This window comes from uncultured Rothia sp. (assembly GCF_963544205.1).
Classification (GTDB): domain Bacteria; phylum Actinomycetota; class Actinomycetes; order Actinomycetales; family Micrococcaceae; genus Rothia.
This window is the reverse complement of record NZ_CAUUDY010000003.1, coordinates 25,383-37,797: the sequence shown is the minus strand read 5'-3', so window position 1 is coordinate 37,797 and position 12,415 is coordinate 25,383. Positions and strand designations below refer to the sequence as shown.

Below are 12,415 nucleotides of genomic sequence, written 5' to 3'. Positions count from 1 at the left end.
CTATATTGCCGGTGGGTTTGTTTATGAGGTTATATGCGCTAGCAGTACGCTCACAGGCGGTACTGTGCAAGCGGCGATTTACGCCTTACGGCGGTACACCACACCCTGATGCGCCCGCAGCGTGAAGCTCGAGGGCACCGGGCGGTTCGCCGCATCCACCAGACCGGAGGGAACCTTCACGGTCACATCCTTTGAGCCGGTGTTCAGTGCCGCCCAGCCGTTCGTAAACGCGCGGGTCTGCGCGGTCTTCTGCGCGATAATACCGCCGACCGGGTCCCCCAGGTCGTAGGAGAGCTCGGGGGCGTGCGGAATCTCGTCGTAGGCGTCGTGGTGGGTTGCGCTGATGCCGGTGAAGGCGCCTCCACCGAACACCCAGAAGCCCGCCAAACCGTAGAGGAAGTTCTCATCCGTGCCGGTAATCGGAGCCTTGCGGTCACTGAGCGGGGTGCGCAGAATCGTCACCTTCTTCTGCGAGGCAGCACTACGGCCACCCAAGCCCGCAAAAGTAGCACCCAGCTTCACCTCGCCCGCCGAGCCGTTCGCAATCTCGCGGCCCTGCATCACGGCATACGGCGAAGACAGGTAGTCGTTCGGACCCCAGCCGAGCCACACCTCCTCAAAGCCGCCACCGTAGGCGCTGTGACGCTCCCACTTGCCCCAGCGCAGACGCGCTTCAGCAATATTGGGCACCAGAATCTTGCCGATTTTATTCAGCTCAATACCGGCGTAGGCAACCAGAAAATCCAGGTGCTCACGGATCTTCGTCATGGACTCCACACCCTGAATGGGCAGGTCCAGACCGTAGTAGTCGTTCTCCACGTCGTTATCCGCCATGACCCCGTCGAAGGGTGAGTCGCGCATTTCGCGCACCACAGCGTCCACCCAGTGCCAACGGTAGTCGGCGTTCCACACCTGCATCTGGAAGTGCTTGGGGTAGCCCTTCCACTCGATGCGGTCACCGTTGAGGCGGTGCGCGAAGAAATCCTTACCGGAGTTCGCCATCGACTGCGCCAGCGGGTAAGACACACCCGAGGAATAAATCGGGCCGGGCTCGTAAGAGCGGGTGGAAGACAGACACTTATACGCCAGCACCACCATTTGAGGTGCACGCTTCTTCAGGTAGCGTGCTGCGTCCAGTTCCCAGGGCTGCAGGATTGCGACAGAGTAGTTCTTGACCGCAAAATCAAGCTGCTGCTGGGTAATGGGCTTGCCGCCGTAGCGGACCCAGGCACCAAACTTGCCGGGTCCGCCCAAGCGGTTGAGTTTATTCGCCATCGTACTCCGGGTCGAATTCGGGATCGCGAGGAGGCAGCTTGCCCAGCTCGCGGTAGATCGTGTTGTAGCGGTCCATGACCAGTCGCAGCTGGAAGAAGCTGACGATACGGTCGTAGGCGTTCACACAGTAGCGTTCGTAGATGCTGGGCTCCTCCATGAGGGTGCGCAGCGCCGCCGCGAAGCCGTGAATATCGCCGGGGATGGTCAAGATACCGCAGTTACCGATTTCGTGGCCGTCGGGGGCGACCAGCACATCGTCGATGAGCTGGGACATGCCGCCCACGTCGGTGCTGACCAGCGGGATGGACGCAGCCATCGCCTCGAGCGCCACAATCGGCTGTCCCTCATTGTAGCTGGGCATGAGCAGCAGGTCGAAGCGGTCGAGCATCGCACGCACGTTCACGGTGCCGTGGAAGGTGATGTACTCGCCCATGTTGAGCTCTTCGATGGTGCGCAGGCACAGCTCGTAGTACTCGGGCAGGTGGTCCTTGGGGCCGAGCACGTCCAGGTGGAAGTTCACCAGGCCCTGATCGCGCAGCACCGCGAGGGAGCGAATCAGGTCGGTCAGGCCCTTAATGGGCACCACGCGGGCGATGAACACGAAGCGCCACACGTGGCCGCGACCCTCAGCGAGGATGCGGGCACGTGCCGCCTGGCGGGCGTAGTAGGCTTCCGCCACGGACTCGATGAGCATACCGTTGGGCAGAATAATTGCGCGGTCCTTCTCGCCCTCGTTCATCTGGTCGATGGGCGCACCGATACCGCGTGCCTCTTCCAGCGCCTTGGGGTACAGGTAGGTTGCCATGTCGGCGCTCGGGTAGCAGAAGCGACCCATCTCAACGAACCAGACACACCAGGCACGCTCGTCGAGGGTGACCGGGCCCAGGCCGGGGTGCTCACGCTCCTCATTGAGGAAGGCGTAGTCGGTGGTGACGGGCTTCGCCATGTTGCGTTCGAGCTTGGTGTTCACGGTGTCGCGAATGTAGAGGTTGTGCTCGGTCAGCAGGAAGCTGGTGCCGTGGTCACGTGCGGCTGCGGCGGCGATGAGTGCCGCGTAGCCGGTGGTGTGGGCGTGGTAGACGCGGGCGTGCGGCATCCGCTCGTGCAGGATTGCGAAGAGGATGGAGACGAAGTCGCGCACCTTCCAGAAGAGCTCACCGAAGGGTACCTCGGAGAAGAAGCCCAGGCCCGCAATAGCCTGCATGAACTCGCGGGTTCCGAAGAGGCCGAAGAGGTTGTAGCTGCGGGTTGCGGGGTTGATGCCCTCGTCGTAGAGCTTCCAGAGGGGGTTCACGTCGCCAGCGATGAGGGCGCTGAAGCCGTCCATCAGGCGCTGAGTGAGCGCCTGACGCTCCGCAAAGCTCATGCGCAGTGCGGAGGGGTCGCAGGCTTCCGCGAAGGCCTCGCGGTTGACTTCCAGGCTCAGGTACAGCACCTTGACCCACTTGACGTTCTCGGGCATGCCGTAGAGGTCTTCGTGGGGGGAGTTCTTATCCCAGGCGATGTGAATGATGCCGTAGGTCAAATCCGGGTTTTCGCAGACGATATCGTGCACCACCGCGGACACACCACCCTTGAGGTAGGGGTAGGTGGATTCCATGATGATGGCGACGTCAACGTCCGGGTATTCGGGGTCGCTGTAGTGGGGGCCGGGAGCCGGAAGCTGCAGCGGCGCGTAGTGGTTTCGGTACATCTGTTCAGTCATTGTCGTATGTATCTTTCGCGGACCGTGCGTTTCTTACCAGGCGAGGGCTCGACGCCAGAAGAGGGAGTACTCGGGTGCTGCCCACGCCTGACGGTAGACGCGGTAGCAGGCGAAGGCGAGCACTGCCTCGCCCACGATGATGGGCAGGTAGCCGGTCTCGTTGGGCAGGATCATGAAGGAGATGAAGAGCAGCACCAGGTGGGCTGCGGAGAGCAGCTGCACGGTGACGTACATGGTCATGTACTCAATCTGGTAGATCAGCAGTGCCACTGCAACGAAGAGGAACGCCACGACCAGGCCGGAGAGCGCCAGCGGGTAGGACTGCGGCAGGAAGATGAACATCAGGATGCCGGTGACAATAGCGCTGGCGATGTAAATCAACAGGGAGTTGCGGATAGCGTGGTTGGAGGCGCGCAGAGCCTTCGAGGACTCCGCCTGAACACCCTTGTAGGGCAGGCGGTCGAAGATGGTCCACAGGTGCTGGATGCTTGCGTTGACGCGGTCTGCCTCCACCACGAAGAAGTAGTTGTAGGCGATAACGCAGGGGATCAGGCTCAGGTAGATTGCCACGACGTTGATTTCGCCGCCGGTGACCAGGAAGAGCATGTACTTATCGGCCCAGATGATGGAGCCGGTGAAGAAGCCGCGCAGGGCATCGAGTGCAATGTCCTTGAGCGGGATGCGTGCGAAGTGCAGCAGGTGCACCAGGTCCTTGCCGAGGCTCACCAGCAGGATGATCGAACCAACCAGCGGCGGCAGGAACCAGATGATGGGGTAGCAGAGCAGGGCAAGAGAGTAGCCGAGCCACGCGATGAACCAGATGATGCGGTTCTTCGCGAGGTTCGGAATGACCAGCAACTGCGCGAACGCAATGTTAAGAACGCCCAGAACGAAGAACGCACCGAATGCAGTCGGGCTCCAGTGAAGGACGAGGGCGACCGGAATTGCGAAGAGCAACACCAGCGGCATGGTCATGAAGAAGAGGTAGAGCCAGTTGCGGGTGAACGCGGTCAGGTCGGTAATGTCCTGGAACTGCGGTTCGGACATACGCGCGCGTACGGCGCGTGCTTCGGCGCGCTTGAGCTGGTGCTCAAGGGTTTCAGCGTGAATACGCAGGCCTTCGCGGGCGTCCGCAATCTTCTTGTGCTCCATCTGGATAGCACGGTAAAGGGGCAGGCAGGCTGCCTGGCTGAGCCAAGGAACGGTAATGGACGCTGCCAGGATCACCTGAATCAGGGGTACACCATCGAGGTTGTACCGGTTAATCGTCGGAGTGACGATGGGGAAGATGGTGGTCAGCAGTGCGACCGGAGAGACGTAAAGCAGAAAGTTAATGAGGAGGCGCCATGCGTTGTTGCTTTTTTCCTCAGTACCGTGGTTGGTAGACAATCTTGCAGACTTTCAGTCGATAATTGTAAAGATTAGGGGCAGTGTGTTTTAACAGCACCGTGTGACGTGCCAGAGGGAATACTTGTCGTGCCGTGAAGTACCGGGTCCCAATGGCTTGCGCTGATGCCGCCGAGAATCAATATACGGCATATATCAACTAAAACCTTTGGTTTCCTTAACCCTCTACTTGATATTTGAAGGGATTTAGGACACACCCCCATAATGTGCATCATGCCAAAACACAAAACGCCTAGTGAGTGTGACATTCTGAGCAATATGCACATTGTGCAATAACCTTTGGGGGCGTCTCCACCCAGAGTATCCCTACACAGAGTGTCACTATGCAGAGTGTCCCCACCCAACATGCTCCTGCGCAAAAGCATCCCGGCCCCTCCCCAACCGGGAGGGAACCGGGATGCTCTAAGCGGCGACCCTAACGGGTCTTAGCTGATTAGGATGCGCTCGAGAGAGTACGCAGTGCCACGGACACTACAGCCAAGCGCGGGTGACCGGATGCGTCGAGAGCGGCCTCGCCAATCTCCTTCAGGATGCGGTCAATGTTGCCCACGCGGGTCGGGTGCTCTTCAATCCAGGTAGCCAGTGCCTTCTGCGCACCGTCCACGGTGGAGAAGTCACCCTTAGCGCCCTCTGCCACGGACAGTGCCAGACCTGCAGCGGTCTCGTAGAGGCTGCCGCGCAGTGCCTGACGTGCCAGGATCTCCCAGCGGTCGCTGCGGGGCAGGTCCGAGATGAGGCCGAGCAGCTCGTCCACCTTGAAACGGTCGTAGGTTGCGAAGTAGACCGGTGCCAGCGAAGATGCCTCGAAGTCGTGGTCGCGTGCCGAACGGATAACATCCAGCAGGGCGTAGCCCTCGAAGCCGCGAATCCAGATGACGATGAGCTCCTCGGGCAGGCCCCATGCCTCGCCTGCGTCGCGCTTTGCACGGACGCGAGCACGGGAGGTGCCGGAGAGGTACTCGGGCAGGTTGTGGCGCATCTCGACGACGGAACCGAAGGTCTCCAGCAGCTCAGAGATGCTGGTACCAGCAACCACGCCGCGCTCGGTGATGAACCAGCGGACCGCACGATCCAGAACGCGCTGGTTGTCGCGCAGAACGGTGAACCATGCATCCAGCGGGGTCTTCGGGGGCAGTTCGCGGTGCAGCTTAGCTGCGGTGCCCAGCTCGAAGAGCTCGCGAGCGACGATGAAGGCGCGTGCGACGGAATCGATACCGACGTTGAACTCCTCCATCACGCGGTATGCGAAGGTGATACCGCCGATGTTCACCAGCTCGTTAGCGACGCGGGTGCAGATGATTTCCTTACGCAGCGGGTGCGAGTCCAGGTGCTGACCGAAGCGCTCGACGAGTGCTGCCGGGAAGTAGCTGCGCAGAACGCCTTCCAGGTAGGGGTCGTCCGCGAAGTCGGTCTGCTCCAGTGCGTGGGTGAGGTAAATCTTCACGTACGCAGCCAGGACGGACAGCTCGGGGCGGGTCAGGCGGTCGCCGGTGGTCTCCAGGCGCTCGTCCAGCTCCTCGTCGGTGGGCAGGAACTCGACGGCACGGTTCAGGCCAGCGTGCTCTTCCAGGTCGTGCATGAGGCGCTTGTACAGGTTGGTGCCCAGGAAGGAACCGTGGAACTCACCCTGCAGCAGGACGTTCTGCTCGACGTTGGTCTCGAGGACCTTGCCGCCGACCTCGTCCTGCAGGGACTCGATGAAGGAGGCGCGCTCTTCAACGGGCAGTTCGCCGCGTGCCACGAGGCGGTCCACCAGGATCTTGATGTTGACCTCGCGGTCACTGGTTTCCACACCTGCGGAGTTGTCGATTGCGTCGGTGTTGAGGATGACGCCGTTGAGCGCAGCCTCGATACGGCCCAGCTGGGTGAAGCCGAGGTTACCGCCCTCGCCAACAATCTTGGCGCGCAGGTCCTTACCGTTGACGCGCAGTGCGTCGTTAGCCTTGTCGCCAACCTGTGCGTTGGTCTCGGTGGAGGCCTTCACGTAGGTACCGATACCACCGTTGTAAATCAGGTCAACCGGTGCCTTGAGGATTGCGGAAATCAGCTCGGTCGGTGCCAGCTCGGTGACGGACTCGTCCAGGCCCAGGACCTCGCGCACCTCGGGGGTGATCTCGATGGACTTCAGACCGCGAGAGTACACGCCACCACCGGCGGAAATCAGGTCGCGGTTGTAGTCCTGCCACGAGGAACGGGGCAGATCGTACAGGCGCTGACGCTCGTCAAAGGAGACAGCAGCGTCCGGGTTCGGGTCCAGGAAGATGTCGCGGTGGTCGAATGCTGCGACCAGACGGGTTGCCTTGGAGCGGAGCAGACCGTTACCGAACACGTCACCGGACATGTCGCCGATGCCGACTGCGGTGAACTCTTCGGTCTGAGCGTCGTGGCCGAGCTCAGCGAAGTGACGCTTGACGGACTCCCATGCACCGCGTGCGGTGATGCCCATTGCCTTGTGGTCGTAGCCGACGGAGCCGCCGGATGCGAAGGCGTCGCCCAGCCAGAAGCCGCGCTCCAGGCTGATTGCGTTTGCGGTGTCAGAGAATGCTGCGGTGCCCTTATCCGCTGCAACCACCAGGTAGTAGTCGTCAGCGTCGCGTGCCACAACACCCTCGGGGCGAACGACGGTCTCGGTGCCGTCGGTGCCAACTGCGAGGTTGTCGGTGACGTCCAGCAGGGAGCCGATGAAGACCTTGTAGGACTCGCGGCCCTCGGTGATCCATGCGTCGCGGTCCACTGCGGGGTCGGGCAGCTGCTTGGGGTAGAAGCCACCCTTCGCACCGGTGGGGATAATGACAGCGTTCTTCACCATCTGTGCCTTGACCAGGCCCAGAACCTCGGTGCGGAAGTCGTCACGGCGGTCGGACCAGCGCAGGCCACCACGTGCGACGCTACCGAAGCGCAGGTGAACACCCTCAACGCGCGGGGAGTAGACGAAAATCTCGAACTTGGGGCGGGGCAGGGGTGCGAAGTCAATCTCCTGCGGTGCCACCTTGAATGCGAGTGCGGGACGGTCAGCCAGGTATGCGTTGGTGCGCAGGATTGCGCGAACAACCTTGCCGAGGGAGCGCAGGTAGCGGTCAGCGTCCAGGGTGGGGATCTGGTTCAGTTCCTCAACCAGTGCTGCTTCGATTTCCTCACGGCGCGCGTTGCGCTGCTCATCGTTGAGACCGTTGTTCGGGTCGAAGCTGACCTCGAAGAACTCGACCAGGTGCTTGGTGATGGTCGGGTTTGCGAGCAGGGTGTTCGACATGAAGGACGGGGTGTAGCCCAGGCCCAGCTGAATCAGGTAGTGGTTCAGGGCACGGAACAGGCGTACTTCCTGCCAGGTCAGGCCCTCAGCCAGGATCAGGCGGTCCAGGGTATCGGACTCGCGCTCACCGAGCAGGTATGCGTTCAGGGCATCCTCGTAGAGGGAAGCCACAGCGTTTGCGTCCACGCCCTCGGGGAATTCAACTCCGAAGTCGTAGAGGTAGCCGTAGTCTTCGCCATCCTCAGGCTTGAACTCGTAGGGCTTCTGATCAACAACGACCAGGCCCATATTCTGCATAACCGGCAGAAGCTCGGTGAGGGTGTGAGGTGCGGACAGGTAGGTCTTCAGTCGGGTAGTGTTGGCTTCGCCGGCTTCAACCTTGATTGCGGCGGGCTTCTGGCCCGAGAGAGATTCAAGAATCACGATATCCTCGATTGCTTGTTCTACTGTGTAATCGGCTCGGTAGGCTGCGCTAGTCGCATCTGCCCAGGCTGATGCGAGTCGGCGGCCTTCCGCTCCGGGTTTCCATGCCTCAATAGCAGCTGCGGTTGCTTCCACCCAGGAGCGGGCGGCTTCTTGCAGTCGCTTTTCGAGAGCTTGATGATCCGTCTTCGGCACATCGTTGGGGTTGGTGAGCCGAATGCGGAAGAATAGACGCGCCAACGATGAGGAGGACAGGTACACCTCATGGTCGATGGCACTCAAATCAAATTCCTGTCGGAACACCTGCTGGATGCGGGAGCACACGTTCGTGTTGTAGCGGTCCCGAGGCAGGTACACCACAGCGGTAATGAACCGGTTAAACCGGTCGGCACGCAGGAACAGGCGGGTCTTGCGGCGCTCCTCCAGACCCATGATGCCGCCGAAGGTCTCGGTCAGCTCATTGGCGGAAGCTTGCAGCAGTTCCAGGCGGGGGTAATCCTCCAGGGCACCCAAAAGCGCCTTGTCGGAGTAAGAACCGGGGTGGTAGCCGAGGCGGCGGCGCACCATCGCGATACGCTCACGCACCAGCGGAGTCTCAACGGCGGGCAGCGCGTACGCCTGGCGGGTGAACAGACCCAGGATGACGTACTCGCCAATCACGCGGCCGTTCAGGTCGAAGCGGCGCACGCCAATGTAGTCCAGGTAGTCGTTGCGTGCGACGGTGGAGCGGGAATTCGCCTTCGTGATGTACAGCGGGCGCGGGAACAGAGCGCGCTCCAGGGTCTCACCCGAAAGCGGGATGCGGCTCTTACCCTCCGTGGTGCGCAAAATACCGAGCGCCGAACCGGGGCGGTCCACCAGGGAAATAGTGCCGGAGGTGCCGTCCAGCACGCGCTCCTTCACACCCATGAACACGAAGTTGCCGCGGGTCAGCCAGCGCAGGAAGTCCTGTGCCACCTCCACGCGGGAGGCAGGCTCCACACCGCGCGGGTGGGCAGCGTAGGACTCTTCGCCGTGGCCCAGAGTTGCGCCACGCAGGTCATACATGGACTGCGCCAGGTCGAAAACGCGGGTGACCATAGCGTCCAGGTCGGTGTGGCAGGCGCGAACGTCAGCGAGGACGCGCTCAACTTCCTTCTCGCAGCGGCGCTGATCTTCCTCGGTGAGGTAGCGGGTCAGGCGGACCGCAATCCAGGACTCAATAGCGACCGTGGTGCCTTCGGGGGCGTTATCGCTGAGCTTGAGGGAGGGCACGCCAAGAGTTGCGGTATCGCCGCTGGCAAGGTTGCCGCGCATGCCGGTGCCACGCAGGCTCAGGAGGTTACCGTCCGGGCCACGTTCGGCAAGAAAAGTGGGGTGAAGAATAGTGACAAAACCACCAAAGTGCGCGGCGAGGCATGCGGTCAGGGAGCTGACAATGTGCGGCATGTCGTCAGTCGCGACGTACAGGGTGGTGTTATATGCGTCGTTGCGTGCGGCAACGACAGGGGTCTTAGGCATACGGATTTGAGCCAGCGCACGGTGGGTGCGAGCCAAATCCTCTAACTCTGCCGGGGTGAACTCTTCACGCTCATCTTCGGGGCTGTTCAGGAAATACTGCTCGACCCATGCATCGGCGCCAGCGAAGTGTGCCATAGCCTTGTCAGTCATTGACAATCTATCCTCCGAATATCGGTATCACTTCACTGTGACGGTGTCTGTGTGGTCTCATGTGCGCCATGCGGCGCGCGAGTACTTATACCAAGCTTATACCTTTGAGATGTTTCTGTCAGACATATCGCTCTTGTGGGCGTAGAAATTATTTTTATCTTCTTCCCAACTCCAGCGCGCATTTGGTACGGGTTCAAGAAAGTAGGTGCATCTTACGAGGCGGACACGTACAGTGAAACTATGAGTTTGCGTACTGAATCCTTCCTGGTGGGCCTCATTGGTGACGGCATCACCTCCTCACTGACCCCTCCCATGCACGAGGCAGAGGCGGACGCGCACGGCGTGCGCTACCTGTACCGCCCCGTCGACCTGGACGCCTTGAACCTGGACGGTGCCTCCGCACCGGCGCTTCTGGATGCGGCGGCGCTACTCGGCTTTAACGCTTTCAACATCACGCACCCGTGCAAGCAGTCCGTCATGGAGCACCTGCACGAGCTCTCGGATGCCGCCCGCGCCCTGGGCGCGGTCAATTGCGTGGTGATTCGCGAGGACGGCAGCTTCTACGGCGACAACACGGACTATTCGGGGTTCATCGCGGGTCTAAAGCGCGGCCTGCCGCAGGTCGCGGAGGATCCAGCGCGCCTGGAGCACGTGGTGCAGCTGGGTGCCGGCGGTGCCGGCAGCGCCACCGCGTACGCACTGTGCCGTCTGGGGGTGCGCCGCCTGAGTCTCTTCGAGCGTGACGCGGCGAAGGCTCAGGGGCTGGCGGAGCAGCTGGGCGGGCTCTTCCCGCAGACCCGAATCGAGGTGCTAACCAAGGATGAGCGGTTGATTGAAGCTCTACTGGAAGCTCAGGGTTTGGTGAACGCAACCCCGGTGGGTATGCACATGCATCCGGGTATGCCGTTGAGCGAGTCGGCACTGGATGCCGGGGTGCTGCGCGAGGGTCTGTGGGTTGCGGACGTCATCTACCTGCCGCAGCAGACGCAACTGGTGCGCGCGGCACGTGCCACCGGGTGCGAGGTGCTGACGGGTGGCTACATGGCAGTGGGTCAGGCGGTGGATGCGTTCCGCCTCTTCACCGGGCTGGAACCGAACGCCGAGCGCATGGCGGCTCATTTTGAGGCGCTGATTGCGGCACAGCAGGGGGTTTAGAAAATTAAACACGCAGGTGGGGCTGGATAGTTGTCTATCCAGCCCCACCTGTATTTATTCTATATACGGAATATATTCTGCGGGCTATGCGTCCAGCTCAGCCAGGGTCTTCTTGTACCCCTCACGAGCCGTCAAAGCCCCCAATGCCACGAGCACGCACATGGCAACCGTGAACACGGCGGGCAGCACCGCGTTATGCAGGTCGGCACCTGCGAGGCTGGTCGCCACGGCGGGTGCTACACCTCCGGAAATTGCGAAGCCAATCTGGGTACCGAGCGCCAGACCGGTCACGCGAACGCGGGTCGGGAACATCTCCGCGTAGAAGGCAGGCCACACGCCGTTCGCCATGGAGTATAGCGCGCCGTGCATGAGCACACCGTAGGCGAAGATACCCACCCAGTTACCCTCGGTAATCGCGCCGAGGTACGGGAACATCACCAGGGAAGAAGCCACCGCACCGGTAATGAACACGGGCTTGCGGCCAATCCGGTCGGCGAGCATGGCGGCGAGCGGAATAGCAATCAAACCGAGAGTGTTCGAGGCGACCGGCACCAGCAGCATGGTGCTGCGGTCCAGCCCGTAACCCTTCGTGGCGAAAGACAGCGCGAAGGTCGTGAAGACCATGTTCACGGTGTTAACCATGGCGCACACGGCGATGGTGAGCACGGCACGCTTGTGGTGCTTGAAGACCAGCACGAGCGGGGACTCGGTGAGCTTCTCACGCTGCAGGTAGGCGGGCGGCTCGGAGAGGGTACGGCGAATCAGCCAGGCGGTGACCACCACGAATGCGGAGAGCCAGAAGGGTACGCGCCAGCCCCAGGTGAGCAGGTGCTCATCCGGCAGGGCGGCGAAGGGAATGAACACGGCGGTCGCCAGCAGCGAGCCGAACTGGGTGCCCTGCAGGGTCCAACTGGTCGTGAAGGCACGCTGGTGTTCGTGGGCGTGCTCCAGGGAGATGGAGATGGAACTTGCCTGCTCACCGGCGGCGGAGAGGCCCTGAAGCATACGGCAGGCAACCAGCAGAATCGGCGCGATAATACCCGCCTGGCTATAGGTCGGCAGACAGCCAATCGCAAAGGTTGCGGCACCCATCAGGAAGAGGGTGAGCATCAGGACGAATCGGCGGCCGTAACGGTCACCGAGGGGGCCAACAATCATGGCACCGAAGGGACGCACCACGTAGGCGACACCCACAACGACCATGGACTTGAGGATGCCGATGGCGGCGGTGTCTTCGGGGAAGAAGATGCGGTTGAGCACGATTGCGGCGGCGGTGCCGTAGACGGCGAAGTCGTAGTATTCGAGGGCGGAGCCTATCCAGCTGGCGAGGGCGGCTCGTCGTGGTGATCGGGCGGGCGCGTCGGTGCGTCGGCTCATGGGTGGCTCCTTCGGTGGTGTACCCGTTGGGAGGGGCGGGGCGGCTGTGTGGGCGGCCCGCGCAGTCTGTCAATGTGCCCTTCCAGTGTAGGGAGCGTACCGCACGTTTTCCATAGGGTTACCTAAGTTCCCAGAGTATGAAGACAGAGCATGAAGACAGAGTGTGAAGTAGG

The 12,415-nt window shown here is 61.6% G+C and carries 6 protein-coding genes; 1 reads left to right on the top strand and 5 read right to left on the bottom strand.

Annotated elements, in window-relative coordinates:
- Positions 1 to 78: 78 nt before the first annotated feature.
- The 4 genes from RWZ58_RS02850 to RWZ58_RS02835 all read right to left on the bottom strand — a co-directional run bounded on the left by RWZ58_RS02850 (position 79) and on the right by RWZ58_RS02835 (position 9,710).
- Positions 79 to 1,275 carry a putative glycoside hydrolase family 15 protein gene (locus RWZ58_RS02850; protein ID WP_314657259.1) on the bottom strand — a complete coding sequence of 399 codons (1,197 nt, stop codon included), beginning with the start codon at positions 1,273 to 1,275 and terminating at the stop codon, positions 79 to 81.
- A complete protein-coding gene (gene pelF, locus RWZ58_RS02845) occupies positions 1,265 to 2,980 on the bottom strand; it encodes a GT4 family glycosyltransferase PelF (protein ID WP_314657258.1) in 1,716 nt (571 codons plus the stop codon). Before pelF ends, RWZ58_RS02850 begins: the two co-directional genes overlap by 11 nt.
- Before the next feature lie 33 nt (positions 2,981 to 3,013).
- Entirely contained in the window at positions 3,014 to 4,369 is a 1,356-nt protein-coding gene (locus tag RWZ58_RS02840) for a hypothetical protein (protein WP_314657257.1), read from the bottom strand.
- 451 nt (positions 4,370 to 4,820) lie between these two features.
- Positions 4,821 to 9,710 (bottom strand): NAD-glutamate dehydrogenase, encoded by a 4,890-nt coding sequence (locus RWZ58_RS02835; protein WP_314657256.1) that lies wholly within the window; start codon positions 9,708 to 9,710, stop codon positions 4,821 to 4,823.
- 240 nt (positions 9,711 to 9,950) lie between these two features.
- Between RWZ58_RS02835 and RWZ58_RS02830 the strand changes: the two genes are divergently transcribed.
- A complete protein-coding gene (locus RWZ58_RS02830) occupies positions 9,951 to 10,865 on the top strand; it encodes a shikimate dehydrogenase (protein WP_314657255.1) in 915 nt (304 codons plus the stop codon).
- An 84-nt stretch (positions 10,866 to 10,949) separates the two neighbouring features.
- Here RWZ58_RS02830 and RWZ58_RS02825 read toward each other — a convergent pair whose 3' ends face one another.
- A complete protein-coding gene (locus tag RWZ58_RS02825) occupies positions 10,950 to 12,242 on the bottom strand; it encodes an MFS transporter (RefSeq protein WP_314657253.1) in 1,293 nt (430 codons plus the stop codon).
- Positions 12,243 to 12,415: the final 173 nt, after the last annotated feature.

Coding starts and splice junctions, on each gene's coding strand:
- RWZ58_RS02825 (WP_314657253.1), bottom strand. CDS start 12,242: ATGAGCCGACGCACCGACGCGCCCGCCCGATCACCACGACGAGCCGCC.
- RWZ58_RS02835 (WP_314657256.1), bottom strand. CDS start 9,710: ATGACTGACAAGGCTATGGCACACTTCGCTGGCGCCGATGCATGGGTC.
- pelF (WP_314657258.1), bottom strand. CDS start 2,980: ATGACTGAACAGATGTACCGAAACCACTACGCGCCGCTGCAGCTTCCG.
- RWZ58_RS02830 (WP_314657255.1), top strand. CDS start 9,951: ATGAGTTTGCGTACTGAATCCTTCCTGGTGGGCCTCATTGGTGACGGC.
- RWZ58_RS02850 (WP_314657259.1), bottom strand. CDS start 1,275: ATGGCGAATAAACTCAACCGCTTGGGCGGACCCGGCAAGTTTGGTGCC.